Source organism: Paraburkholderia kirstenboschensis (genome assembly GCF_032806925.1).
In the GTDB taxonomy this organism is placed as follows: domain Bacteria; phylum Pseudomonadota; class Gammaproteobacteria; order Burkholderiales; family Burkholderiaceae; genus Paraburkholderia; species Paraburkholderia kirstenboschensis.
This window is the reverse complement of sequence record NZ_CP136512.1, coordinates 2882833-2909237: the sequence shown is the minus strand read 5'-3', so window position 1 is coordinate 2909237 and position 26405 is coordinate 2882833. Positions and strand designations below refer to the sequence as shown.

The 26405-nt window shown below is 60.2% G+C and carries 26 protein-coding genes and 1 pseudogene; 21 read left to right on the top strand and 6 right to left on the bottom strand.

What is annotated here, in order from left to right; translation table 11 throughout:
* The first annotated feature begins 131 nt into the window (after positions 1 to 131).
* Both RW095_RS22045 and RW095_RS22040 read left to right on the top strand, forming a co-directional pair.
* On the top strand, positions 132 to 1298 hold the full coding sequence (locus RW095_RS22045) for a M24 family metallopeptidase (RefSeq protein WP_317018344.1): 1167 nt from the start codon (positions 132 to 134) through the stop codon (positions 1296 to 1298).
* An 88-nt stretch (positions 1299 to 1386) separates the two neighbouring features.
* Positions 1387 to 2769: an MFS transporter gene (locus tag RW095_RS22040; RefSeq protein ID WP_317018342.1), complete on the top strand. Its 1383-nt coding sequence runs from the start codon at positions 1387 to 1389 to the stop codon at positions 2767 to 2769.
* Between the two features lie 198 nt (positions 2770 to 2967).
* On the opposite strand, the gene RW095_RS22035 is transcribed toward RW095_RS22040, so the two are convergent.
* Both RW095_RS22035 and RW095_RS22030 read right to left on the bottom strand, forming a co-directional pair.
* Positions 2968 to 3561 carry a hypothetical protein gene (locus RW095_RS22035; protein ID WP_317018341.1) on the bottom strand — a complete coding sequence of 198 codons (594 nt, stop codon included), beginning with the start codon at positions 3559 to 3561 and terminating at the stop codon, positions 2968 to 2970.
* Positions 3562 to 3637: 76 nt separating this feature from the next.
* On the bottom strand, positions 3638 to 4948 hold the full coding sequence (locus RW095_RS22030) for an MFS transporter (protein ID WP_317018339.1): 1311 nt from the start codon (positions 4946 to 4948) through the stop codon (positions 3638 to 3640).
* Between the two features lie 220 nt (positions 4949 to 5168).
* Here RW095_RS22030 and RW095_RS22025 point away from each other — a divergent pair, with 220 nt between their 5' ends.
* From RW095_RS22025 to RW095_RS21940, 18 genes and pseudogenes are all read left to right on the top strand, one after another.
* Positions 5169 to 6014 (top strand): phytanoyl-CoA dioxygenase family protein, encoded by an 846-nt coding sequence (locus RW095_RS22025; protein ID WP_317018337.1) that lies wholly within the window; start codon positions 5169 to 5171, stop codon positions 6012 to 6014.
* Position 6015: 1 nt separating this feature from the next.
* A complete protein-coding gene (locus RW095_RS22020; protein WP_317018336.1) occupies positions 6016 to 7455 on the top strand; it encodes an aldehyde dehydrogenase family protein in 1440 nt (479 codons plus the stop codon).
* 89 nt (positions 7456 to 7544) lie between these two features.
* On the top strand, positions 7545 to 8459 hold the full coding sequence (locus RW095_RS22015; RefSeq protein ID WP_128597326.1) for a LysR family transcriptional regulator: 915 nt from the start codon (positions 7545 to 7547) through the stop codon (positions 8457 to 8459).
* 25 nt (positions 8460 to 8484) lie between these two features.
* Positions 8485 to 9432 (top strand): D-2-hydroxyacid dehydrogenase, encoded by a 948-nt coding sequence (locus RW095_RS22010; RefSeq protein ID WP_317018334.1) that lies wholly within the window; start codon positions 8485 to 8487, stop codon positions 9430 to 9432.
* Positions 9433 to 9614: 182 nt separating this feature from the next.
* Positions 9615 to 10778 (top strand): CaiB/BaiF CoA transferase family protein, encoded by a 1164-nt coding sequence (locus RW095_RS22005; RefSeq protein WP_317018333.1) that lies wholly within the window; start codon positions 9615 to 9617, stop codon positions 10776 to 10778.
* Between the two features lie 32 nt (positions 10779 to 10810).
* A complete protein-coding gene (locus RW095_RS22000) occupies positions 10811 to 11743 on the top strand; it encodes an HpcH/HpaI aldolase/citrate lyase family protein (RefSeq protein ID WP_317018331.1) in 933 nt (310 codons plus the stop codon).
* A gap of 534 nt (positions 11744 to 12277) precedes the next feature.
* On the top strand, positions 12278 to 13684 hold the full coding sequence (locus tag RW095_RS21995) for a class I SAM-dependent methyltransferase (RefSeq protein WP_317018330.1): 1407 nt from the start codon (positions 12278 to 12280) through the stop codon (positions 13682 to 13684).
* A gap of 1 nt (position 13685) precedes the next feature.
* Complete coding sequence (locus RW095_RS21990) at positions 13686 to 15023, top strand: sensor histidine kinase (RefSeq protein ID WP_317018329.1); 1338 nt, start codon at positions 13686 to 13688, stop codon at positions 15021 to 15023.
* A gap of 7 nt (positions 15024 to 15030) precedes the next feature.
* Positions 15031 to 15435, top strand: a complete 405-nt coding sequence (locus RW095_RS21985) for a response regulator (protein ID WP_317018328.1) — start codon at positions 15031 to 15033, stop codon at positions 15433 to 15435.
* 181 nt (positions 15436 to 15616) lie between these two features.
* The gene (locus RW095_RS21980; RefSeq protein WP_317018327.1) at positions 15617 to 16654 is read left to right on the top strand and encodes a response regulator; all 1038 of its coding nucleotides are present in this window, start codon (positions 15617 to 15619) and stop codon (positions 16652 to 16654) included.
* Between the two features lie 41 nt (positions 16655 to 16695).
* Positions 16696 to 17016 carry a hypothetical protein gene (locus RW095_RS21975; protein ID WP_317018326.1) on the top strand — a complete coding sequence of 107 codons (321 nt, stop codon included), beginning with the start codon at positions 16696 to 16698 and terminating at the stop codon, positions 17014 to 17016.
* Between the two features lie 147 nt (positions 17017 to 17163).
* Positions 17164 to 17580 (top strand): annotated as a pseudogene (locus RW095_RS21970) (alpha-hydroxy acid oxidase); the annotation flags it as partial.
* On the top strand, positions 17577 to 18239 hold the full coding sequence (locus RW095_RS21965) for an IclR family transcriptional regulator (RefSeq protein ID WP_317018325.1): 663 nt from the start codon (positions 17577 to 17579) through the stop codon (positions 18237 to 18239). The pseudogene RW095_RS21970 and the gene RW095_RS21965, both read left to right, overlap by 4 nt.
* Positions 18212 to 18799 carry a hypothetical protein gene (locus RW095_RS21960; RefSeq protein ID WP_317018324.1) on the top strand — a complete coding sequence of 196 codons (588 nt, stop codon included), beginning with the start codon at positions 18212 to 18214 and terminating at the stop codon, positions 18797 to 18799. Before RW095_RS21965 ends, RW095_RS21960 begins: the two co-directional genes overlap by 28 nt.
* Before the next feature lie 855 nt (positions 18800 to 19654).
* Positions 19655 to 20068: a hypothetical protein gene (locus RW095_RS21955; protein WP_317018322.1), complete on the top strand. Its 414-nt coding sequence runs from the start codon at positions 19655 to 19657 to the stop codon at positions 20066 to 20068.
* Positions 20069 to 20171: 103 nt separating this feature from the next.
* On the top strand, positions 20172 to 20792 hold the full coding sequence (locus RW095_RS21950) for a GNAT family N-acetyltransferase (RefSeq protein WP_317018321.1): 621 nt from the start codon (positions 20172 to 20174) through the stop codon (positions 20790 to 20792).
* The gene (locus RW095_RS21945) at positions 20789 to 21208 is read left to right on the top strand and encodes a hypothetical protein (protein ID WP_317018319.1); all 420 of its coding nucleotides are present in this window, start codon (positions 20789 to 20791) and stop codon (positions 21206 to 21208) included. Before RW095_RS21950 ends, RW095_RS21945 begins: the two co-directional genes overlap by 4 nt.
* A gap of 138 nt (positions 21209 to 21346) precedes the next feature.
* Complete coding sequence (locus tag RW095_RS21940) at positions 21347 to 22120, top strand: PTS sugar transporter subunit IIA (protein WP_317018318.1); 774 nt, start codon at positions 21347 to 21349, stop codon at positions 22118 to 22120.
* Between the two features lie 145 nt (positions 22121 to 22265).
* Here the strand turns inward: RW095_RS21940 and dapA are convergent, their stop codons facing one another.
* The 4 genes from dapA to RW095_RS21920 all read right to left on the bottom strand — a co-directional run bounded on the left by dapA (position 22266) and on the right by RW095_RS21920 (position 25664).
* Complete coding sequence (gene dapA, locus RW095_RS21935; protein WP_317018316.1) at positions 22266 to 23180, bottom strand: 4-hydroxy-tetrahydrodipicolinate synthase; 915 nt, start codon at positions 23178 to 23180, stop codon at positions 22266 to 22268.
* Between the two features lies 1 nt (position 23181).
* Positions 23182 to 23523, bottom strand: coding sequence for a hypothetical protein (locus RW095_RS21930; protein WP_317018315.1), 342 nt, complete (start codon positions 23521 to 23523; stop codon positions 23182 to 23184).
* A 171-nt stretch (positions 23524 to 23694) separates the two neighbouring features.
* The gene (locus RW095_RS21925; protein WP_317018313.1) at positions 23695 to 24828 is read right to left on the bottom strand and encodes a porin; all 1134 of its coding nucleotides are present in this window, start codon (positions 24826 to 24828) and stop codon (positions 23695 to 23697) included.
* A gap of 209 nt (positions 24829 to 25037) precedes the next feature.
* Positions 25038 to 25664, bottom strand: a complete 627-nt coding sequence (locus RW095_RS21920) for a GNAT family N-acetyltransferase (protein ID WP_317018312.1) — start codon at positions 25662 to 25664, stop codon at positions 25038 to 25040.
* Positions 25665 to 25798: 134 nt separating this feature from the next.
* Between RW095_RS21920 and RW095_RS21915 the strand changes: the two genes are divergently transcribed.
* Positions 25799 to 26371 carry an alpha/beta fold hydrolase gene (locus tag RW095_RS21915; RefSeq protein WP_317018311.1) on the top strand — a complete coding sequence of 191 codons (573 nt, stop codon included), beginning with the start codon at positions 25799 to 25801 and terminating at the stop codon, positions 26369 to 26371.
* The last annotated feature ends 34 nt before the right edge of the window (positions 26372 to 26405 follow it).

Genomic DNA, 26405 nt, shown 5'->3' with positions numbered 1-26405 from the left:
TAAAAGCATATCTATCGATTCTACTATGCACTAGACGCCCGGCATTCAGGCCGGCGCGGATTCTTTCACGGACCTCGAGACCGGCTGCATCGAGCAGCCGCGCATGCAGCCGCACAGGAGATGAAGAAGCAATGAACATCCGTACCACAGACATCCCGCCGGAAGGCATCACCACCGACGAATTCCTTGGCCGCGTCGCCAAGGTCCGCAGCGCACTCGACAAGGCGGGCCTCGTCGGCCTGCTCGCCTTCGGCGATTGTTGGCGCGGCGCGAACATCGGCTACTTCACCGAATTCCGTCCGCTCGACGGCGTATCGGACATCGCCAACGCGATCCTGCTGTTGCCCGTGGACGGCGACCCGGTCCTGTTCGTGTCGGATCAATGCTTCGACTACGCGACGAGCGTGACCGCCTTCGAGGTGCGCAGCCTGCGTGAAGTCACGCAACAGGTGCAGGCATTTTCGGCACGGCATCGCAGCGGCACGGTCGGCCTCGCCGGCGCCGCCTATATCCCTGCGGATCTGTTGAAGCGCCTGAACGCCGGTCTGGGCGAATTGCAGCTCGAGCCGACGATGGTGCTGGCCGAAATCAAGGCGATCAAGAGCGACGCCGAAGTCGCACTGATGCGCAAAGCCGCCGCCTTGACCGATTCGGCGATGGCCGCGATTCGCGATGCGCTCGCCGACGGCCGTCCCTACACCGAGCGTGAACTCGCTCTGATCGCTGACCGCGCGATGCTCGCGGGCGGAGCAGACCGGACCGCGTTCGATTCGATGGTGCAGTCCGGTCCGCGCTCGGCGTATAACCTGGCGCGCCCCACCGACCGCATCCTGCAACCGGGCGACCTGATCATGACCGACATCGGTGCGCGCTATCGTGGGTACGTGGCCGATGGCGGACGCGGTTTCACCTACGGTCCGGCGAATCCCGAGAAGATGGCGATCGTCGCGGCAGCGGCGCGCGCGGTCGAAGCGGGGCTTGCCGCCGCGCGTCCCGGCATGGCGGCCATGGAACTGAATGCGGTAATCCAGCAGGCGCTGGTGAAATCGAACTACGAGCAATACTCGAGCGAAGCGCGCGGCCATGGCACCGGTCACGGCACGGGCATGGACCCGGAAGAAGAAGCGCCGTGGATCGGGCCGGGCAACACCACCGTACTGCAGGAAAACATGGTCTTTACCTTGAAGGCGACGATCACGGTGCCGAACGTCGGCGGTTTGCGCACGGAACGTATCGTGCGGCTGACCTCGGGCGGAGTCGAAACGCTCGACCAGTTCCCGATGGAGCTGCACTGGTGAGCAAAGCTCATTTATCGTAACCCGCCGGCGGACCCGCGCCGCCAAACGCAGCGGCTTAAGACATAGATTCCCAGAGAAGGGAGGAGACATGAATACATCGCCCGTTTCATCCGGTAACGCGCCGGTTATCAGCCGTTCGGCCGTCAACCGTGTGCTGGTCGCTTCGGTGGTCGGGACCGCTATCGAGTGGTACGACTTTTTTCTCTATGCCACCGCTTCGGCGCTGGTGTTCGCCAAGCTGTTCTTCCCCTCGTTCGATCCGATGGTCGGCACCATCGCGGCGTTCGGAAGTTTTGCGGTCGGCTATCTCGCGCGGCCATTCGGCGCCGTGTTTTTCGGGCACTTTGGCGACCGCATCGGACGCAAGACGACGCTCGTCGCGACGCTGACGATCATGGGCGTCGGCACCTTCGTGATCGGCCTGCTGCCGACTTACGCTTCGATTGGCGTCTGGGCGCCGATCCTGCTGGTGGCGATGCGCTTCCTGCAAGGGCTCGGCGTCGGCGGTGAATGGGGCGGCGCGGTGCTGATGGTGGTCGAAACGGCGCCGGCCAGCAAGCGGGGCTTCTTCGGCGCGTTCCCGCAATTGGGCGTGCCGCTCGGGCTGATGCTCTCGACCGCGGTGTTCAAAGCCGTGTCGAGTCTGCCGTCGGACGCGTTCTATTCATGGGGATGGCGCTTGCCGTTCCTGCTGAGCGTCGCGCTTATCGGGATCGGCCTGTTTATCCGCCTGCGCGTCATGGAGTCGCCGGTATTCGAACAGGTCAAGGCGAGCAAGCAGGTCGTGAAGGCGCCGCTGATCGAATTGCTGCGCCGGCATCCGAAAGACCTGGTGCTCACGATCGGCACGCGCTTCGCGGTCGACATTACCTTCAACGTGATCAACGTGTTCGTGCTGGTCTATGGCACGACGCGGCTCGGCCTGCCGCGCGGACTGCTCCTGAACGCCATCATTCTCGGCTGCGCCTTCGCGCTGATCACGCTGCCACTGTTCGGCAAACTGTCGGATCTGATCGGACGCCGGACTGTCTTCATGTTCGGGGCGGTGTTCGTGGCGATCTACGGATTTGCATTCTTTCCGTTGCTCGAGACACGCAATCCGACTTTGATTCTCGTGGCGTACGTCTGCGGTATCGCGTTGAGCCAGGCGTCCGTGTACGGTGTGCAATCCACGTGGTTTGCGGAGCTGTTCGGTACGCGGGTGCGTTATACGGGTGCGTCGCTGCCGTATCAGATCGCCGGCATCATTACGTCAGGGCCGACGCCGTTGATCGCCACCTATCTGTTCGCCACGTACGGCCAGACGCTGCCCATTTCCATCTATATCGCGGCGACGGGATTGCTGAGCCTGGTGTGCGCGTTTTTCCTCGCTGAGACTTTCAAGCGGGATCTGTCCGCGGAGCCGGAAGATGAAGCGGCCGCGGCGAGTGCACATGTGCACGCGCACTCGCCGCATCCTCTGTCGCGCTGAGCGCAAATCGATCCTGCTGTGATGTCGTGCATGACCTCGCTGTATGACCTCGCTGTTTGGGGGGGCGCAGCGGGGCTGGCACAAGGCGGCCGTCGAGTCGTTAACGCGGTCCGAATGGATGTTTTGCAATGGCAATGGGCGGTCCACTGACGGCCACGCTGATTGCGTCGGCCGGTGAACTGCTGTCGCATCGGCAAGCTACGTGGGTTCGGACGGATTGCGTTCGCGCCACAATCCATGCGTTGGGACGAGAGGGGCAAGCCATGCGTAGCTCAATCTGATATCGCTGTCGGCCGGCATGCTGTAAATCCGATCTGTTACGGGGCATGCGTGACCATATACGGCTGAGAACCTGGCAAACTCATCCATTCGTTCTGTCGTGCTCTGTGATTGGATCAGCAGGATTGCGTGGCGAGCGAAGTAGCGCGATGCCTGTTGTCTTACGAAGGCGGCATCGCGGTGGAGCCGAGCTTCTGTTGCGCTTCTGGCATCGCGCACGCTAATGGATGTCAAGCCCGCGGCTGTGCGCGCCAGAATCCAGATCGCTCGAATGCCGTGGACGTTCCCGCATTCCAGGGGCACGCGAATCAAGCCCGTTACGCCAGTGAAATTCAAGTCGGTTTCCAGCACTTGTCTGGCCTTACAGGGGATATCCGCGCCGGCCAGCCATGCCGTTAGTTGAGCAGACGGTCGCTGTGAACCAGAGAGCGTCAGCCCTGTTTCACCTAGCAAACAGGGCTCGCCATACGCTTCATCGCAAGTTCGTACTGTCAGATAGTTCGGCAGCGTCATGCTGACTCCGGTTTACCCAGAACGACATTCGTTCCGTAGCGCTGCGCGTCTGGCTGGTAATGGTGCAAGCCTCGTTTCAACGATCAACCAGTCGTGACGGGAAGCAGAACACCATCGCGCTGCCGACTAGCATGCTTGCGGCAAGAATATAGAGGCCGATGCTCGTGGTGCCCGTGTTTTGTTTGATCCAACCGAGCATGTAGGGACTCACGAAGCCCGCCAGGTTTCCGACCGAATTGACGAGCGCAATGCCCGCGGCGGCTGCAACGCCGCCGAGCAACGCGGGCGGCAGGGTCCAGAACTGCGACACGACGGACAGGACACCCACAGTGCCGATCGTCAGTCCGCACACGGCCATCGCGGTGCTGTGCGGATACATCGCGACGAGCCCGAGGCCGATGGCCGCGACGACACCGGGCAACGCCAGATGCCAACGGCGCTCACGTGTCCGATCCGAATGCCATCCGACAACGAACATCGCAAGCACGGTCGCGGTATAGGGAATCGCAGTCAGCAAGCCGACCTGTAACGGGTCCGTGACGCCGGTGTCCTTGATGATAGTCGGCATCCAGAACAGAACGCCGTACTCTCCCATGAGGATGAAGGCATACATGACGCACAAGATCCACGTGCGCGGGTCGGTGAAGGCGCCACGCAGCGAATGCACCTGAGCGTCCGGGGTCTCGCGTTCGAGGTTAGCCGCCAGCAATTGCTTCTCCGCTTCTGTGAGCCATTTCGCGGAGCGTACATCGTTGCCTAGTACAAAAAACACTGCGATGCCGAGCAGTACCGACGGCGCCGCCTCGAGCAGGAACATCATTTGCCATCCGGACCATCCGCTGATATTGCTCGATGCATGCATGATCCAGCCGGAGAGCGGTCCGCCGAGCATGCCGGCGAGGGGAATGCCTGCGAGGAACAGCGCAATGATGCGTCCACGGCGCGAGGACGGATACCAGTACGTCAGATAGAGAAGGATGCCAGGCAGAAAACCGGCTTCAGCTACACCGAGAAAGAAACGCATCACATAGAAGGTGGCCGGCGTTTTAACGAACACCATTGCCGCCGAAATCAGGCCCCAGGTAATCATGATCCGAGCGATCCAGAGCCTGGCGCCAACCTTATGCATGACGATGTTGCTAGGCACTTCGAAAATCACATAGCCGAGAAAGAAGATACCCGCGCCAAGACCATAGACCGTTTCGCTGAACTTCAGTTGATCGAGCATCTGCAGCTTCGCGAAGCCGACGTTCACCCGGTCGAGATAGCCGGCTGTATAGCATATGAGCAGAAAGGGGATAAGGCGCCACGACACCTTTGAATAGACGCCGCGCTCGTCGAGCGTTGCTTCCGCATAGGGCATGGTAGCCGTCGGGTTGATTGACATGTCTCGCTCCATAATGGGTTGGCGGCTTTTTCGCTGCACTTTTGTCTGCTCAAGCCGGGCCTGTTCGCTTCCGGTCGGATGGGCACTCAAAGTATGCAAGAACGAGGAGGCAGGGTCATTCTCAACTTCGCAACGCCGTCATCGCAATTGGACAACCAAACCGGATACCCGCTGTTTTAGACTTGCTTCGCAGGCTGGTTTGGCTAAACAAGGAGACGAAATGGAACTGAGCAAGCAACAGATTGCGGATTACCACCGCGACGGATTTATCGTTATTCCCAATTGCTACAGCAGTGAGGAAGTGCAGGCCCTCCGCAACGACACCGAACGTTTGTGCGCGATCAAGGCCGATTCCATCTTCAGGGAAAGCTCGGGTGCGGTACGTTCGATCTTTCGGGTCCACGAAACTGACGGACCCGTTGCATCGCCGCAGTATCGGGCACTGTCACGCACACCGCGCCTTCTGCGTCCAGTCATGCAAACGCTTGGCAGCGAGGAGGTGTATATCGCCCATACGAAGGTGAACACCAAATCGGCGCTCGAAGGTACAGGATGGCTTTGGCATCAGGACTTCGGTTACTGGGTGCACGATGGTTATCCCGAGAACGACATGCTGACAGCCATGGTCATGCTCAGTGACACCCAGGAAATCCACGGCTCGCTGTACATGATCCCCGGCAGTCATAAACTGGGCCTCATCGACCATTACTACGACGACAGCCAGGCGGCCTACCAGCTGCCGCAGCGCGCGGTACAGCGTGATCGCATCAAAAAGATCCTCGAGACGTCCGGCGCGCCGGTGCCGATCGTCGGCAAAGCGGGCACGCTGGTGCTATTCCATTGCCTCACGATTCATGGCTCCGGCGTGAATATGTCAGCGGAGAACCGCTGGCAGGCGTACCTCACCTATAACCGCGTTGCGAACCGTCCACATGACGTGGAAAAGCCGCGCGGCGACTTCGTGCGGTCGACCAACTGGGCGCCGCTTCCCATGGAACGCGACGACGGGATTCTTCCCGCCGGCCAACGCCAGCAGCAACGCGAAGTCTCGGTACAGGGGAAATAACGTGACAACAGCTCATCATTTCATCGGCAATCAATGGGTGGCGCCTTCGAACGGCGACACAATAGCCGTGGTCAACCCGTCCACGGGGCTTGAATTCACACGCATCGCACGTGGCAACGCGGCTGACATCGATGCTGCCGTCAAGGCGGCGCGTAAAGCATTCGACACCACGTGGAGACGTATCGGTCCCGTCGAGCGTGGCCGCATTCTCGCGCGACTAGGCCAGCTCGTGCTCGACAATCATGAGACGCTCACGCGCATCGAATCGGAGGACACGGGCAAGCCGCTAAAGCAAGCCGGGGCCGACATCACTGTATGCGCGCGCTACATGGAATTCTATGCGGGTGCTTGCGACAAGCTGCATGGGGAGACGATTCCCTTTCTGCCGGGACATACGGTCTTGGCCGTTCGTGAGCCGCATGGCGTGACCGGCCATATCATTCCATGGAATTATCCCGCCGCGATGTTCGGACGCAGCGTCGCGGCTTCGCTCGCGGCAGGCAACGCGTGCGTGGTCAAGCCGGCCGAAGATGCCTGTCTCTCGTATCTCAAGCTGGCCGAACTGGCGGCCGAAGCCGGCCTGCCCGCGGGCGTGCTGAACGTCGTGACTGGCTACGGCCGTGAAGCCGGCGTCGCGCTCGCCGAACATCCTGGCATCGCACATATCTCCTTTACGGGTTCTCCCGCAACGGGCACCGCCGTCGCTCAGGCGGCGGCCAGGCACCATTGCCCGGTGACGCTGGAACTTGGCGGGAAGTCCCCGCAAATCGTTTTCGACGACGCCGATCTGGATGCCGCGCTGCCGATCATTCGCAACGCAATCGTGCAGAACAGCGGCCAGACCTGTTCCGCCGGTAGCCGCCTGCTCGTGCAGGCCTCGTTGTACGAAGAGCTTATCGAACGACTCGCGCGCAGCTTCGAAGCAGTTACGGCGGGCCCCGCGGAAGGGGACTACGACTGCGGGCCGTTGATCAACGCGACCCAGCTCGACCGGGTAAAGACGTTCCTTGCCAGGGCGGACGCCGACAACATCCGCTTTGCAGCGACAGCGAAGCTTGCACCGAATGCTGCTCAGGGAGGATATTTTCAGCCTCCGGTGTTGTTGCGTGATGTACCGCACAAGCACACCCTCGCCCAGGATGAGGTGTTCGGGCCGGTATTGGTCGCGATGCCGTTTTCGGATGAAGCCGAGGCTGTACATCTGGCGAACGACACGGCGTTCGGTCTGGTTGCCGGTATCTGGACGCGCGACGGTGGACGTCAGATGCGCCTCGCTCACGCGTTTCATGGGGGGCAGGTGTTCGTCAATTGCTACGGCGCGGGCGGGGGTATAGAGTTGCCGTTCGGCGGTGTCAAGCAAAGCGGCTATGGCCGTGAGAAAGGGTTGGAGGGCATGTTGAGCTTTACGACCTTGAAGACGATCACCCTCAACCACGGCTAAGGGAATGCGTTGGGTGTGCCAGGCGTGAGTATCGGAAGCCTGCCTTGCGCACTCAACTCACAACCCTGCCGGAGCAATCTGGACTTTGCATGCGGATTGACCTTGTTACGTTAAAAATATTTCTAACCGTTATTGAGGAACGCAATTTCGCGCGGGCCGCGGAGCGTCACTTCATCGCGACATCTGCCGTCAGTAAGCGGATCAGCGATCTCGAAGACGCGCTGGGCGTGCAATTGCTCGAACGCCGTAACATGGGTGTTCGCCCAACGCCCGCCGGGCTCGAACTCGTCACGCACGCGAAAGACATGATGCTGGTGATGGCTCGCATGCGTTCGCAGATGAGCGAATTCGGCGACGGTTCCAAGGGCGAAGTCCGGGTATTCGCCAACAGCACTGCGATCGTCGGTTTTCTTGGTCCGACCATTCGTACGTTCCTCGAAGCCTATCCGCAGATCGACGTTCATCTCGAAGAGTGGAGCAGCCCGTTCATCGTTCGTGCGCTGCGCGACGGCATCGCTGATCTGGGCGTGTTCTGGTCGGGCGTCTCGACGGCGGGACTGATCGTGCATCCGTTCCGACGTTCGAACCTCGTTGCCGTGGTGCCCTCGCAGCATCCGCTGGCCGACCGAACTGAAGTTTCCTTCGCCGAGACGCTGGACTACGACCAGATTGCTTTCCACGAAGGCAGCCTGATATTCCGAATGATGCAGTCGTGCGCCGCCGACTTGCAGCGCAAGTTGCGTATCCGTTTGCAGGTAACGAGCTTCGACGCGATGCGCACGATGGTGCGCTCCGGCATTGGCCTCGCGGTGATGTCGGACGTCACTGTGAACACGCCGGACGAGAGCTATGGCTACAAGGTCGTCCCGTTAAGCGATGAATGGACGAAGCTGGAAAGCCTGATCGGCTATCGTGACTTCAACGCATTGCCACGCTCCGCACAGAACTTTGTTCGCCATCTGCAATCCCCACACCCTGGTCTGACGCAAGGGCCGCAGACGTAACCGAACGTTGGAGATTTCCACTCTCATGAGTCATATCGTCTTTCTGGACAGTGCGACCTTGCCTGTGCCAGTATCCCGGCCACGGCCATCCGACCGCTGGACGGAGCGACTCAGCACCCGCGAGCATGAGCTTGTCGACGCGCTGGCAGACGCCGATATCGCCATCACCAATAAGGTTCCGCTTCGCTCGGACGCACTGAGGCAACTTCCGAAGCTCAAGTATATTTGCGTCGCGGCGAGCGGTTACGACAGCGTGGATATAGCCTATTGCCGTGAACACGATATTCAGGTCTCGAATGTTCCGGCGTATGCGGCATCGAGCGTGGCCGAGCATGTGATCGCCTGCATCTTCATGTTGCGAAGGCAAATGCTTTCGTACAACCAGTTGGCTGCTTCGTCCGCATGGACTTCATCGCCGGTGTTTTGTGTCCACGGCGCGCCCATCCGCGACATACGCGGCGCAACGCTCGGTCTGATCGGCCTGGGCGCGATCGGCAAGGAGGTCTTGCGGATGGCGACAGCCCTCGGCATGCGGGTACTGGTAAGCGAGCGTAAGGGCAACACCGAAGCGCGCCCGGGCTACACCTTATTCGACACCGTGATTGCCAACAGCGACGTGATCTCGTTGCATTGCCCTCTGTCCGCCGATACCAACGGTCTGATTGGAGAACGCGAGCTTTCGATGATGCGTCCCACTGCGGTGCTGATCAACACGGCGCGCGGTGCACTCGTCGACGAGCGTGCTCTCGAGGCGGCACTTTTCAGGCAATCCATCGCCGGCGCGGCGCTTGACGTGTTACAGCTTGAACCACCGCACGAGCAGCATCGTTTCGTCACCGGTCAGCCGGACAATCTGTTGCTGACACCTCATGTAGCGTGGGCGAGTACGTCCGCCGTCGAGACGCTCGCACGCGCGGTTTCCGCCAACGTGCAAAGCTTCCTGGAACAACGCACGCTCAATCGCGTGGCCTGAAACGTCGCAATACATTGAGCCGTTCGTCGGTTCAGCCGCGCAAGTCTTCAATTCCGAATACGGCATTCACAATTCGATGATTCACAGGCCGTATCGCCTGCGGGAAACTTTCTCAACGAATCGGGCGCGCGCAATCAGGCAGCCCGATAGACCGTACTCAACCAACTGAGAAAGCGTCGGATATGAACCTTCCCCTGGATAACATAACCGTGGTATCGCTTGAGCAGGCGATCGCCGCTCCGCTCGCGAGTCGGCATCTTGCCGATTGGGGCGCGCGTGTCATCAAGATCGAACGGCCCGGCAGCGGCGATTTTGCCCGCGGATACGACAAGGCGATGCACGGCATGTCGAGCCAGTTCGTGTGGGCGAATCGCTCAAAAGAAAGCCTGGCACTGGACGTGAAGTCAGAGTTCGGGCAAGAGGTACTGGAAGAACTGTTGCCACGCGCGGACGTGTTCATTCAAAATCTCGCGCCCGGCGCGGCGAAGCGGCTTGGCCTCGATGCGAAGTCACTCGTTGAGCGCTATCCGCGACTCATAGCCTGCGATATCTCCGGCTACGGTTCGACCGGACCGTATGCGAGTAAAAAAGCCTACGACTTGCTGGTTCAATGTGAAACGGGCTTCCTGTCGATCAACGGGACGCCAGATGAACAGGCAAAGTGCGGTTTGTCTATCGTCGATATCGCGACTGGCATGTATGCGCTGAATGGCATTCTGCTCGCGCTCTATCGCCGCGAGCGGACAGGCAAGGGTACCGCATTCGAAGTCTCGCTGTTCGACGCCATGGCCGAGTGGATGAGTTATCCAGCGTATTTCACGCGCGATAGCGGCAAGCCGGTCGAGCGCTCCGGTGCTCGTCACGCGACCATCGCGCCATATGGGCCATTTACCGCAGGCGACGGCAAGACAGTTTTCTTCGGAATCCAGAACGAACGCGAATGGCGGAGCTTCTGCGAGAAGGTACTGGGCGATGTGAAGATTCGCACTGACCCCCGCTTCGCGTCGAACCCGGACCGCGTGCGCAATCGTGACGCACTTGAAGCACTGATCACCGAGTCCTTCGCCAAATGGACGAGCGCCGAACTGGGGGACCTTCTCGAACGGGCCGCCATCGCCAATGGCCGCATGAATACGGTCGAAGACTTCCTCGCGCACCCGCAACTGCATGAGCGCGGCCGAGTGACGTCGATCGGAAGTCCGGAGGGGCCACTCGAAGTGTTCTTGCCGCCGATGATTATCGACGGACTGTCGCCGGCGATGAAAAGCGTGCCCGATGTGGGCGAGCATACCGACGACATCCTCGGGGAGCTGGGACTGCATCCGTCCCGCTTGCGCATCGCCTGACCCATCCCTTAACCGTACCAGGATCATAGTCCATGCGTGTAACAAGAACCTTCCTTGCGGTACCGGCGCATCAGCGTCGCATGGTCGAATCGGCTGCCCGCAGTTCGGCGGATGCGGTCTTTCTCGACCTGGAGGACGCCGTGCCGCAAGCTCAAAAGGAGACCGCACTCCTCGGCGCTGTGGCGGCGATTAACGAGCTGGATTGGGGACGCAAATCGGTAAGCGTGCGCGTCAATGTGCCGTCTAGCGCGACCATCGAAAGCGAGGTGGCAAGGCTGTTAACATCCGCACCGCGACTGGATACGCTGCTCGTTCCGAAGGTTGAATGTACTGCCGACGTGGACAGAGTTGCTGGATTGATCAAACTCCACAGCCAACGTCGGAGGACGCCGATCGGTCTGGAGGTGATGATAGAGACGGCTCTCGGGCTCGCTAACTGCGAGCAGATCGCCGCGCATTCGGAACTGATCGAGTCGCTGCATTTTGGCGTAGGCGACTTCTCAGCGTCGATCGGGGCAAAGGGTGTCGATATCGGGCTTTCGCATCCCGGGTACCGCCTGACCACGCGATCCGCGCAAGGCGACTACTCGAGCACGGCGCTCGACATGTGGGCCTATCCGATGATGCGCATCCTGGTTGCGGCGCGCGCTCACCGCCTCCGGGCAATCGACGGACCCTGCGGCGCTTTCCGTGATGCAGATCTGACGTCGGCATTGGCTGTCAAGGCTGCGACTATGGGGTTCGACGGAAAGCAGGTCATTCATCCTTGCCAGATCGAAACGACGCTCCGGGCCTTTGTTCCTACTGACGACGAGCTGCGCGAAGCTCAACGTGTCATCGCGGCAATGACTGAAGCAGAGCGTGAGGGACGTGGCGCCGTTCAGGTCGATGGCAAACTGGTTGACTATGCGAACATCCGGATGGCGCAACGTGTAGTTGCAATGGCGGCAAACGTAGAGTTGTAACGAATCAGGAGGGAAGCGGCCGCCGAAGAGGCGACGCTCCAACCAATGGCGGATGTACCCAAGCCTCTTTCATGCAGGCGGCATGACCGAACACGATAAGAAGCGCCGGGCGTACACGCCTTTGGCGCCGTTCGTCGCCGGCCTCCATGCAGCGTCACTGACAAAATGACCGTAGACGACAGCATTCTTTTTTATCAGTAGAATGTTGCAAGCGCAACGGGCCGGAATTGTCAGAAACCGACGTTCGGGCCAACCAGGCTAACCAGTGTCGTCAGAACCGTGACGCCATCAGCACGCGTGTCGTCGCAAGGTGACGCAAATAAGTCGAATGCAAAACTTGTATTCCGATGCACTCGGAGGAAGTGGTACGTCGCCAGAATCAATGGATTGCCGTCGCTACAACTGATACCGACGGCGACACATCGTCGCCTGGATCACGGACGCCATCGGCGCCCGGCTGGCCGACCTGCTGGCCGGGGTAGGGCGCCGGATATCAAAACTAACTTGTCGTGATACTTACCTGGCCGCAATATTGTGTATTCCAAAACGCAAATCGATCCGGTAGTGAGCTTCCGGAACTCGCAGGGCGAGCAGGTGCGAGGCACGATCATCAATCTCCAGCGAAATTCGCTGGTGATGGAGGTCTATAACCCGTACTCGATTGTGCAGGTCAGTGAGGTGCTGAGCGACCTGTCGGTCAAGATGGGCGTGGAACACGCCTATTCGGGCAAGGCGGTCGTGATCAGTATGGTCAATACCGGCCTCACAGCCATTGTCTCGGTAACGCTGATCGCGGAGTGGCGGGAACTGAGTGGCGGCGCGCTGGAAGCGCGCGCGGTGGGCGAAGAAGCGCGCCGGTTCGTGCAGGACTGGACCGGGCGTTTCCAGATCCGTCGTGACTACCAGATCGCGGTCAACCAGATCCGGGCTTTTCTCTCGGACATGTCGCGATGGGTCGAGCAGGCAGACCTGGGCGAGACCATGCCGAAGGAAGGCAATAGCCTGCGCGAGGACTTCTTCTTCGAACTGGCATCGCCGCTGATGGAAAAGACCAAGCTCTACTTCGACGAATTCGAAAGCGAGGCGCGGTTGGTCGACGAAGAACTGGCGCCGGCACACCGTGCGTTTGCTCAGGCTGCGCTACATCCGCTGCTGCTGCGCTCGCCCTTTGTCTTTCGCACGTTCACGAAGCCGCTGGGCTATGCCGGCGACTACCAGATGGTCAACCAGATGCTCGACGATCCCCGCCAGGGACCGAGCACGTATTTCCAGATCGTCAACGCTGCCTTCCTGCAGACGGCCGTCGCGCGTGCGCACCGCAATCGCGTCGATCTGCTGGTGGACTACCTGACCCGGCTAGCCAATGAAGCGCGCGCCGCGCAGCGGCCGTTCCGGGTGCTGAATGTGGGTTGCGGCCCCGCTCAGGAGATCCAGCGTTTCATTCACGAATACGACGAACCCCAGTGGCTGACGTTCGAACTGCTCGACTTCAGCCAGGAGACACTCGACTGGACGCGCGAACGCCTCGCGTCCATTTCACAGAAAATGGCCAGGCGCATGACCATTAGCTACACGCATGATTCTGTCCACCACCTGCTCAAGCGCCGGATCGATGCGCACTCACCGGACGTCCGCGAGTTCGACGCCGTGTATTGCGCCGGCCTCTTTGACTACCTGTCAGACAAGGTCTGCGCGAGGCTGAACCAGCATTTCGCCAGCCGCATCAGACAGGGCGGCCGCCTGCTGGTAACCAATGTCCATGCCGACAACCCGGAGCGCCTGAGCATGGAGCACGTGCTCGAGTGGTACCTGATCTATCGCAACGAGGCACAGATGGCCGACATCATGCCGGAGAACTGCGGCGAGCCGCGCCTCTACACGGACTCGACCGGGGTCAATGTATTCGCCGAGGTGGTGATCGGCCAGCAACAAGTAGCCTGAGATGACAACATCCGTTGGTGGGCTACAGTCGAACTATCGTGAAGAGTTGCGCGACTACCGGTTGCTGTGCAGCAAGGCTGGCGGCCTGACGGTGATCGTGCTGGTGCTGATGGGCGTTGCGCTGGACTATGTCGTGTATCCGGATGAGCAGAAGCGCTTTGCGATCATTCGGGTGCTGACCAGCGCAGCCATTGGCTTGGCATTGCTGTCGTTTTACACGAAAACGGGCAAACGCCACGTACAGGTCATCACCTTCTTGTGGCTGCTGCTGCCGCAAGCAATGATCTCCTGGATGATTTATGTCACGCAGGGCGAGCAGTCGCTGTTCTATGCCGGGCTTATGCTCACGATCTTTGCGGTCGGCATTCTGTTCCCTTCCGGCTACTGGCAGACGCTGGCTTTCGGGCTGGCCACGGTCGGGCTCTACTACATTGCCTGCGTGGCCCATCCGGATGGCATACACGACCCAAGCAAGTTTCTGTTCCAGCTAATCCTGATCTTCTTCTGCGCGTTGGCCAGCTCGGTTTATACCTATTTCAACGAGAAGGGCCGTTTCCAGCTTTTCCGGCTCAAGGACGAGGTGGCGAACAAAAACGACCAGCTCGCCCGTACCAACGAAAACCTTGCGCAGATCAAGGGCCAGTTGTTGCAGCAGGAGAAGATGGCTGCAATCGGTACGTTGTCGGCGGGGCTGCTTCACGAGGTCAACAACCCGGTGAACTTCTGCCTGATGGCGATCGAAATTGCCATGGAGGAACCGCAGGCCAAAAGCAGCCCGTCGCTGATGGAGTGCCTGGTTGATGTCAAGCAGGGCATGCAACGCATCCAGCATATCGTGTCGGACCTGAAAACTTTTGCCTACCGTAAGCCCGGCGCGGCGGCAGACGACGTGCCGTTCCTGTTCGAGAAGGCGCTTGACTCGTCGATCCGGCTGAGCGCGCATGAGCTACGCGGTGTGAGCCTCACGCGCGAGCTGTCCGACGACACCCTTGTGCTGGGCGACGAGGCCGCCATTATCGGCGTGCTCATCAACCTGTTCTCGAATGCTGCTTTGGCCATGCACAAGGCCGGCACCGTATCGCCGCGGATCCATGTTGCGGCCAAATGGCACGACGACCGGCTGCACGTCAATGTGCGCGACAACGGACCGGGAATCGCCGCAGAGAATCTGGCGCGAGTGTTCGAACCGTTCTTCACTACGCGCGAAGTCGGCCAGGGCCTTGGCCTTGGCCTGTCCATTAGCTATGCGGTGGTGGAGCGGCACGGCGGCACACTATTCGCGGAAAGCCAGTTGGGCGAGTGGACCGCGTTCAACTTCGACCTGCCGCGCGCCGAGTGATACCGAGATGAGAGATACCCAGCAAAGCCCGCACACTGTCGTCTATGTCGATGATGAGGATTTGGCCCGCAAGTACTTTGCGCGCGCGGCCGGCAGTGATTATGAAGTGCTGGTCGCCAGCGGCGCGGACGAGGCTATGTCGATCCTTCGGCGCGAAGGTGCGCGCGTGGCGGTGCTTGTGACCGACTTCCGCATGCCCGGCCGGCACGGCGATGCCCTGTTGCGGCAGGTCGCTCAGGAGTATCCGCATATCGTGCGGATCCTGGTGACAGCCTACGCGGACAACAACGCGTTGCCGGCAGCGGTCAATTCCGACGGGGTATATCGAATCCTGGAGAAGCCCCTAGGCGTGAGCACGGTCCGCGAGGTGCTGACATCAGCGACGACAGCCCCGGTGTCGCGGCCGACGTGATGCAGCGCTTGCGGGTCGACCCAGTTATCACGAAGGCCTGCGTAAGCGGCTTTGGCATGATTTTCTGCAACCGCGTCGTGCAGCCCTTGGCGGGTATCGGGATCACATCAGCAGTCGGCGCCGGTACGACCACGACGCTGGAATCTCCAAATTTGAAGGATCGAATGCACAGGAGTTACCAATGAGCAATACGATTGCCAACCAGACACCGCCCCCGGCGATTCTGTTCGTTGATGACGAAGCCACCGCGGTCAAGTACTTCGAGCGGGCCATCGGCGCGATCGCGCCGGTGGTGACGGGCGCCTCCGTGGAAGACGGCAAGGCAATGCTGGACGCCCACGCCTCCAGCCTGGCGGTGCTCGTGTCCGACCAGCGCATGCCGGGCGAACATGGCAACGAACTGCTGCGTTATGCGCGAGAACGCTATCCCCACATCGTCCGGATCCTGACGACGGCCTATTCGGAGTTGGACCAGACCGTCGAGGCCGTCAACCAGGGCCAGATACACCGCTATATCAAGAAGCCGTGGGACATCGCCGCGTTGCGCATGGAGATGAAGCAGGCGCTGGAGTTGTCGGGACTGCGCAAGGAACGCGACCAACTCGTGCGCGAGAAGCTTGGCGTACTGCAGACGCAGACGTTGGCCACCCGCATCGGCATAGTGCACACGCTGTGTGCGAGCCTGATTGGCCCCGGCCGTTTCCAGCCGGTGGAAACCTACCTGGCCGGCACCGAACTGGCTGGTACGCGCAATGCCGAGCCCGACTGGCGGCGTATGGACTACGCCGATCTGGTGCATGCCGAGAGTGAAGGCAGCGGCAACTTCGGCCACGCGGTCAGCACGCGCTTGATGCAGCTGCGTGCGCAGAATGCGGGGCGAAGCGTTGCTGATGCGTTGCAGGTGTTTGCTGAGGTCCTTGGCGCTACAGTGCGCGGCGATGGCGATGCGCTGGTCTGGACTTCGCCCGCAACGCTGAGCGAGTTCCTCACGCGTCCGGTGGGTCAGGCGGTATCCACCGAGCACGCTGCGTGGCTGGCCTGCGTGCTGTGGCTGGAAGAGGCGGGTGGTGCGCTACAGTTCATGCGGGAACGTGACGCTATCGTCTGCCGCGCCGGAACACAGGCTGCCAGTTTTGCGGCCGACCGCCTGGCAGTCTGGATCGAGCGGTTCCTCGAGCCGGCATTCGACCCGGCGAAGCAGGCGACCAGCGTTAAATAGGTCGCAACGGACGGTGCTCGGGCTGTACCGCTACAGGGTAAATGACCCGCTGCGCCTGGAGAAAAGACGTCGGCCCTAGGAGCGAGGAGGTAGGGTTGGTCCTCTTTGCGTTGCGCTGCAATGGTGGCTTCGATCAGATTGCCGGCATGACCCAGAGATTCGCCAGCAGCCTGCCTGACGAGTTCGACCAGATCCTGGCGGTCGAAAAGATCGGACACGGTTGGTGCGAAGCGGGAGATATCGAATACTTCCCCGCCGCGAACAGCAACGACGCACGGTCCCGCGCCGTTTTCCGTTTGACGCCGCACGCGGCCAACGAGCAGGGCGCCGTCGACATCGTCAGGCAGATAGCTGGAATATGAGGTCATGAAGGGATCCAATGTGCTTCAAGGTCGGCGAACTGACGCTCGAAGTGCCGCCGGGCTTGAGCGATCAGGTCGAGTCGGCGGGTGCGCAAGCGCTCTCTCCGAATCCTGTGTTCCCGGGCGAACTGTTGTTCGCCAACGATTATCATGGCGGCCGAGGATGCAATCGTCGCACGGGATCATGGCGTCGACGGAATCATCGTTTCCAATCACGGCGGGCGTCAACTGGACGGCACTGCCGCGCCGCTTCGCGTGCTCCCTCGCATCGTGAATGCAGTCGGGAGCGGCATCGCGGTGATGATCGACGGAGGCATCCGCCGCGGCACCGATGTATTGAAGGCGCTCGCGCTAGGCGCGGATTTCGTTTTCGTCGGCCGCCCGTTCAACTATGCCGCTTCGGTGGCCGGCAAGGCGGGCGTCGCGCATGCCATCGGGATTCTGTACGCGGAGGTGCAGCGCAACCTCGGTTTGCTGGGACTCCAACGCATCGACGAATTGAGTCCGGACGTGCTTATCAAGTTGCCGGGAAACTCGGCCGCAAGCGAAGGGCGCAGCCAATGAAGCCGGCAGTGAAGGACGACGAACAGATCGACCGCTCCGTCGCCGCAGTCGATCGGACGCTCTCGTTGCTCGAAGCATTTCTGGATCAGCCCGGCGCGCGGTCGCTGTCGGATCTGGAGCAGCGAACGGGGCTCTTCAAGAGTGTCATTCTCCGTTACATGCTTTCGCTCGAAGCGCGCGGCTTCGTGCACAAGGAGCAAAACGGCATGTACCGGTTGGGTTACAAGGCCGCTCAGCTCGGCCGCGCATTCGAAAGCAGCGTGGATCTGGTGACGACATTGCGGCCGGTCGTCGAGCGGCTCAGCGAGAAAACCGGCAGCAGTGCGTCAGTTTATGTGCGGGACGGAGAGTCGCGCCTTTGTCTGCTGCGCGCCGAGCCTGAACGCGATGTTCGCGTCGCGATCCGTGCCGGCACACGGCGTCCAATGGACAAGTCGGCGTCGAGTCTCGCTTTCAGGCGCTTCGAGCGTAAGACCGTGCAGGCATTTGCGACCGCGGGGGAGTGGGTATTTTTATTAGTGGTGTACCCGCAGGCCGAAATCTGGCCTTTCTTAGTAAGGGGGAAACGCATGAAGCAGGCTTACGCCGCGATCGGGCGGGCGGGCGATGCAGATGTTCCAAGTGGCTTTTCGTGTCGATCGAGGAAGGCTTCAAGATGATCGACGCCGCCCGACGGCAACTCATTACTGCCGTTCGCCTTTTCTCCGATGGCGGTGATCCCGTTTCCATGCACTCGCTGGCATCGAACGCATGGGAGGTCATCGAAGTGCTCTGCACTAGTGCAGGCGTCCAAAGCTTCTCCAAGCAGGCCCGCGAAAACCTGCCAGCCGGACACACGCTGAAGTACTACATCAACGAGCCGTGTCGAAACTTTTGCAAGCACGCCGAGCAAGACCCGAACCCCGATAGCTCGGTCGAACTGCGCGAGGCCAACGTTGCCGCCGTCCTGTTTCTGGCAGTTGAGGATTACATGCGGTTTCGGCAGGGCGGCCGTGTGGAGGTGCAGGTCTTTCAGCCATGGTTTGTCGCCGTCCTCCCGGAGAAGGTCACCGAAGATGATCCTGTGGCGCAATCAAAACTCGAAAGCGCCAAACTCGCGTTTCGCAGAATCGCCACACTTGCTTCGTCCGACAAGATCGAGATGGGGCGGCAGGTACTGGAGGCTGCGCGCAAAGATGCCGGACTTGCGGCCGACCCGAAAGCCGAGCCAAGCCTCTGACTCTCCACTAACCTCGACGTCTTCGGGTTGATTTATGGCATATGCATGAGAGGCCGCGCCGTGCGGCGTTCTCCGCGCTCGGTCATCCGGCACTTGCCGGCCAATAAGAGACATTCGGTTCCGGGGGCACGATTGTCAACATTGCACTTCAATTGCATGCCTCGGTCTGATTCGAAAACGCCACTAAATCCTTCGCCGCGCCCAAACTGATTGCCCGCGTCTAGGCGCAACTGCGGCGCGCAAACTTTGCCGGCGGCGCACCTGACAACTCATCGGTGATGCGTTTCGGCAATGTGCGTGTGTATTATCGCCACTTACGAAGTGACACGCGACGGCGAGATAGTCCATCTGACGCCGACCGAGTTCCGGCTGCTCAGTTCGCTCGTCAACGGTGATGGAAAAGCCTTCACCTACCGCGAGCTTCTCGTCGATGTAAGGGGGACCTGCGTTTGCAGACCGCGCACAGGATCTGGGTGTTTGCACGGTCAACCTGCGACAGAAGCTGAGACTCAATCTGACGGACTCGGAGCATCTGAGAACCGAGCTTCGGGCCGGATGCCGGCCGGCGGGGATCGAGCCGTCCTGATCAGTCGATCAAGCCCGGTTCGTCGGTCTTTTACGCGACATTTATACCCGATACTCCTATTTTTGCAGACCTTCTCAGCCTTATCGCTTAGTCTGTCCGAAGGCTTCGAGACTTGCGCAGTACGTAGTCATCTTCGGAGATCGCGAGAAAGATTTCCGACGACGACTGCCGATGAGCATGCGAGGCGAATGCGGCAGTTCATGTACATGCCCGCACGCCAGCCCATGCACATCCGTGCCGCCGAATTCCCGTAATTAAAGCTGACAGCCTTGAACTTCGATTCAACTCATGACGCGCAAGGCAAAAGCGAAGATACCAGTTCGCCCATGCCCGACCACCCATCTCCGTGTATCAATGCGCACAAGACGCAGCGAAAGTTTCGTATCGCTTTCGTGCTCGTTGCGATTCTGGCAGTGCTGGTTCCAACAACAGTCTTCGCATTGGTCGTCTACCAAACCCGTCAGGACGCGGCTTTGGGCCTGACCACAATATTCAGCTTCATGATGTATTCGCTGGTCAGCTGCAGGATTCGGGCGAGCGCGAAGCAGGCATTTAAGCATGCTCGTCGAGATGGCCATTTGCCGTTCCTGACGGGAAAAACCGTGCGGGTTGCGCGAGAATGTCCTCGTCGCTGGCTGGTCGTTCTACACATCGGGTTCGAGGGTTTCTCGTCCCTCGACTGAGGTCTGCTGACCTAAGGCCGCCTCGATTTTTTACGGGAAATTTTCTTGTGCGAGCACATGCGCATCGATAAGCTTTTCGTATCTGCACAATGGACAAAGCACCATGCCGCATGCTCTGACAAAAACACAGAACGGGGTGACGCTCATGCAGCCGGGTGTTGGCCGCCTGACTATCCGGCCGCTCGACGTCGAGGAAGACTCTGTTCACGGGGTCAACGCGCCTGAGCGTCACGCACGGTGCGCGACGCTCGACGAGTTCGCCCGCGAGTATTGCACCTCTCAGACGCGGGAGAAAAGCTGCGATGCCCCGGTTACGGCGAGCGTCTTCATAGCGCTATGCACGCGCCGGATTGCCGGAATGGTGATCGTGGCCTCGCCCGATGCGGACGCGCGCCGCGAACACTACCGGCGACCTGGTGTTGCCGTCGTGTGCGGAATTTCTGTCGAGCCAACCATGCGACATCACGGTATAGGTCGGGAGCTTCTCGCCTACGCGGGACGCTATGCCTGCGAGCAGGGACACATGCAACTGGCACTGGATGTGCCATACGGAGCCGATGGTCTGCTGAAGTATTGCCGGTCTCTGGGATTCAGTCTCGTGGACGTCATTTACGCCACCGCCCCGGATGGTGATCGCGCCGTATTCAGCCGTCCTACGATCCCTAGGCGGAAAAAATTCAGAGTCACTGGTTGTGCAACGGACCTCACGAGGCGCGCGTCGTGACGCCGTGCGAGAACGATCAGCGCAAGCAGCGGGAGCCCGCCTCAGAGCAGCAGTTGCGCGCGCTTCTGAGACTCAAGGCGCGTGCCACCGCGCGCATCTGGATCGTGACCATTCTGATTACCGAATTTCTGGCTGCCATCTTTAGCGTCGTGGCCCAGACGGTGAGCGAAGGGGAGACCAATCTGCCGGTCATGATCTTCACCTGTGCGACCAGTCTTCTGGTGGTGCGTTGGTTGCAACAGGATGCATATCGCGCATGGATATCCGCAAGGACGAATGGTTATCTCAAGCGCGACGCCTCTGGTGATTACTCGGTTGTCGATGTAAGGCCAGACTGTCCTCGTCGCTGGCTAGTCCTTCTGCACGCACAACTGAACGTGCAGTTACCACCACGCGTGGGTGAGCGTTCGAGATAACGGGCGACTGCACGCATAGGCATGCCGGCAAGGTAAGTTATGAAATTGATGTCACTTCTCACCGCTACCGCGAATTCCCGCCAGACTGAAAAGCGCGGAACTGACCGGGTATCTGCGAGCGATGCAGCACACAGTGTCATGATGCACGTAACACTCGAGGCCAGTCACGCGGCGCCTTTGCGCCAGGCATTATGCCGGGACTGCGGTGGCGACGGCTGGACGATGCGCATTGCACCTGTTCCGGGTACGGAGCGCGTCAGGCTGTCACTGTATCTACCCAAATCTCACGTCGAGCGCGCGATGTCGCGCATCGGCGAACATGTGCCATCCGCGGTGTTTGACCGGATCGTACACATGCCCTTCGCGCCGTCCGACGCGTGGCGCGATCTCGCGCGGGTCCGCGCGGGCGAGCAGATCGCGGCCAACCGATCCAACGGTCAGAGAGCAACGCTTTGCTCAATACCGTCGATCCGTGATTTGCTGACGCCCGAGCAGATCGTGCTCGACCTCGAGCTGCCCGGCCACGACGAACTGTTTCACTGGATCGGCGAACGGCTAAGCGGCATGACGGGCGTTGACGCAAGGCAGATCGCGCTCGAATTGCAGGAGCGTGAGAGGATGGGATCGACAGCGCTGGGAAACGGTTTCGCCGTGCCGCACTGCAGGCTGGATCATCTGCGCAGCGCCGTCGCGCTTTATGTACGTTCAGCCACCGCTTTAGAGCTGGATTCGCTTGACCACCTGCCCGTGGTGGACGCCGTTGTCTTGCTGGTGCCGAGCTGGGCAGCGTCGATGCATCTGTCACTGCTTGCTGAAGTGGCACAACTCTTCAATGACGGAGCGTTCCGTAGTCGCCTGCGAGACTGCAGGTCTGTCGCCGAAGCGCACGCCTGTATCAAGGCAGGCGAATAGTCTCGAAGCCGGAAAGCGCCGAGGCTTTGAACCTTGGCCAGTCGCCGCACTTCGTGAGAGTTGCGCGCTGAGGTGGTCGCGTTCGTCCCCCTTCTCACTTGCATGTCCGGCTTCGCTCACGAGCGAGGCCGGACGGCAAGCGCGATTACAAAGCATGCTCTCGGACTACAGCGTCAACATTGAGATTGCCAATTTCGTCGGCCTTCAGGCGCTGTAGCAACAGATGGGCGTCGCGCAGTCGCGCTTCAAGTTCAGCCTTCACGGGCATGATCGGCGCACGTACATCAGGCCTGATCACTCCTTCGTAAGCGAGCATGACTTTTATTGCCGATGGATTTGGTGCACCAAACACAGTGCGAATGACAGGCTGCAGATTGGCAAAGAGCTCGCGCGCCGCGGTACGCCGGCCAGACGCGAAGAGCCGGAGAATGCGCACGAACAACGGGGTGCACACGTGGGCGCTGGCGAGAATGCCGCCGGTGGCGCCGGCCTTCAGCGCGTCGTAAAAGGCCTCATCCGTGCCGCACAGCACATCAATGGGCAACTTGCGTAACTGGTCAAAGTGCTCAGGCGCGCATTCCTTGATGGCGACGATATGGCGGTGAGCCGTCAAATGTCTGACCGTTTCTGGCTCAATGGATACGCCGGTGCGGTGTGGCACGTTGTACAGCACCAGCGGACGTTCCGTACTTGCGGCAATCTTGTCGAAATGCCATTTCAGGCCGGCTTGATCGGGGCAGATGTACGCGGGTGCGGAGACGAGATAACCAGTAACGTTCAGCGACTCAAGACGCGTGATTTCGCGTTGGAACGCGCGCGTGTCCAGTCCGCCGACGCCGACGATGACGGGCAGCCGGCCGGCGGTCGTCTCGATGATCGTCTTCAGCACGACATCACGCTCGCTGTCGGTCAGCAAGGCGGCTTCGGCGGTCGTGCCGAGTGCCACGATGCCGCTCGCACCTTGAGCGACGTATGAATCGGCAAGCGTTCGCAGCGCGTCCAGGTCGACGTGGCCGGATCGAAACGGCGTCACCAGAGGAATCCAGATTCCGGAGATCATGTCATTTCGCCCGCGTGATGCTGCGTGTGCTGAGCGTACCAATCGTCCCTTCCGGCAGCGTCGAGATCAGCGTGTGCAGCGTGAAGTCAAGATCTTCCCGCGCGATGTCGAGCGTGACGCAGATTTCGTCGCGTTTCCTGGTGGTCGTAGCGCACATATAGACGCCTAGCGGCGAATGAATGAGTGTGGCGAGAAGCTCGTCGGCTTTCGGTCCGTCGAAGACAACCGGCAGCGTGGCGCGGCGCCCGCGCAGCGGAATAATCCTGGAGGACTGGAGGTGCTTTTCCGACCGCGATTGGTTGACCCTGTGATCCTGATACGAAACTGGCTGTGCCTGGCTCATGTTGTGTGATTAACCCGCTTGTGCGGTTTTGAAGGTACGACCATCCTATGTGCACGGATATAAAACTGGTGCAAAATTTTTGCCGGTTCATGCAGAGACAACCCGCGCGTAACACTTCAAAGCGACGTGAACGGCTAAGCGTGGGTCATAAATGCAAGAACGCTTCGCGCGTCAGAACCGCGTGCGAATCCCCACAGTGCCGACCACCTGATTGCCGGTCGAAGCCTGTGACAGACCGTTGATGTACGCGCCCGTGAATGCCGAGCCTTCTGCGCCGTATGCGTGCTGATAAACGCCTTCCGCGTACACGTCCGTGCGTTTGCTCAACGAGTAGTCCACCATGACCGTGACCTGATGCCATTTCGGATTCGCCGAGCCGTTGGCGGAGGAGAAGGCGCCTTGAGTGAAAGTGTAAGCACCGGCAAGCGAGAGCGACGGCGTCAACGCATAGTGCACGTTCGCTTCATAATTGTTGAAGTGGAGCGTGTTGAACGCCTGGGAGATGACCGAGTTCGCGCCGGGCTGCGTATTGTCTAATAGGGTGTGCGTCCACAGCAGGCCGACGCTCGCCGGACCGAAATTGTAGCTGCCGCCGGCACCCATGACCCGCTGCCGCGACGCCGGAAAATTGACGAAGTCGTTGTTCGACACGGCGCCCGTGGAAGACAGCGACCCGCTGTTCGACTGAAGGTAAGCGGCGGCGAGATTGATGGGGCCGTTGCTGTACGAAAGCCCGAGACTGTACGCACGATTGTTCGAAAAGCCGCCTGCTGCGTCGCTGAACCCATAGAGCGCCTCGCCTTGCAGCCCTTTGAAATTCGGGCTCACATACTTGACCGAATTATTGATGTAGAACGAGTCGTCGACGTTATCGTTGTCGAAAGGATGCGCGGCGAGATTGTTGCCGTCGCCATTGTTTGCCAGCGCGATGGGGCCAAGCATGTCGACCACAGCATCATATTGCCGACCCAGCGTGAGCGTGCCATAACTGTCGCCCTGCAGACCCACGTATGCCTGACGGCCGAACATGGTGCCGGAATAGGTATTGCGGCCATTCTGAATGTTGAATCCGTTTTCAAGGCGGAAGATCGCGTGGAGATTCGCGCCGAGATCTTCGCTGCCTTTGAGTCCCCACACCTCGTTCGACAACATGCTGCTTTGCATCTGCACCGCGCTGCCGGAACCCTGGTTGTTGGTGTAGACAATCCCTGTGTCGATCAGGCCGTACAGGGTAACGCTGCTTTGTGCGTGAGCGGCTGTTGCGAAGACGGAGAGGACGGCGACGCCAATAATATCGTTTTTCAATTTCACCTCAGGAGGTTATATGTCGATGCGACAGCGCTCGCCAGTGCGCGATGGCCACGCAAGGTGAAACGGACGGACTGCATCGCATTGATGGCAGAAACGCTGAAGCCCGCCGATTGTAGAAAGTGTGAAATAACGGTCGCGGAAAAAGTCAGGCAGCCGCTGCAAAAAGAACGTAAAAACGCACCGCGATTGCGATGCGCGGGAGTTCAGGCTTCGCGCCGAAGAAGCGTCGGTCTGGGTTCGAGCCGCGTCGTCCAGTTCGCAAGCGTGCGCTCCGCGACGGGTGCACGCGTTAGGACCACGCTGTCGTAGCTGCGCGGCTCGAAGCGCATTGTATCGATGATGCGAAAGCCCTGCGACCTATAGAACGCCACCAGATGTGACGCCTGCTGCGGCGTTTCCAGCGCAAGCTGCGCATAGCCTCGCGTTGCGGCCCAGTGGTCGGCGAATGCGAGCATAAGCGTGCCGATGCCTCTGCGCTGCCACTCGAGATCGATACCGAGCTGGTGCAGGCTGGCTACATCATGATGCCGGTACCATTCGCACGGCGAATTGGGTTCCGGCGCGCACAGGGTCATTGTCCCGACGATTTTCGTACCGCATACCGCGACCAGGCAATCGCCCGCTGCGGCGCGACGCCGCGTTGTCGCGATTGTCTGGCTCACACATTCGCAATTCAGCCCTGCGTTACCAAGCGAAGCGAACGCACGATGCAGCAGTGCCGTCATGGATACATATGAATCGCGCTTGATGTCGAACCGTCGCAACTGGATGCGACCGAAGCCGTGACAGACATGCTCAACGCGAACAGAAGCTACGCGACGCTGGTCCACTTTTTCTCCCTCATGGTCAACATGTACATGGGAGTCTAAAAAGCGTCGTAGAAAATTGTTGTAAAGATTTTGGCTCCTGGGTTAGATAGAGTTTCGACCTTCACGCTTGGGCCGCCGTCGATGAACGGCCGTTAATGGAAGTCGGGAAGGTCCGTTTTGGGTCCAAGCTGCGTCAGCCCGCTTGTCGATTGCATCGCCCGAAAGGGGCCAATGGTATGCCGCTGCATGAAAACCGGCAGTCGTCAGTGCGTGCTCCCACCCTCAGCGGACTTCCGGCACGTCGAGGCATCAATGGCTCTTCACAAAGTGCAGTGGACGTTCATCGGGCGATGTTCGCTGACGGGTCATCGGCCGTTGCCAACGTTCAGCTGTCGTCGCCAGTCGGCAGCTTCAAGGCGCTTTCCTGCCGTTCCCACATCGATTGCCGCGAACTGCAGGTCTCCATGAGTGAACGCGTGCCGCCATCGGATGACAAGGTCATTGATCCCCAAGCGAATGCTGTGCGATTGCATCGTGAAATCGCGCATAGCACGCTCGTCATCGCGCGTGGGGCGGGCCACATGGTGCATTACGCGGTCCCCGCTGAAATCGTCGAGGCGATCGACCTGATGAGCGCGGGACAGTCCGTGGGAACGGGCGATAGCAACGCCGCCATTGACGAGACGTCGGCGGCTGAGAGGTTGCCGGTCGCGCCGGCGGAAGCATAACCGGGAGTCGCGCGCGCCCACGCTTTCTTGTCCT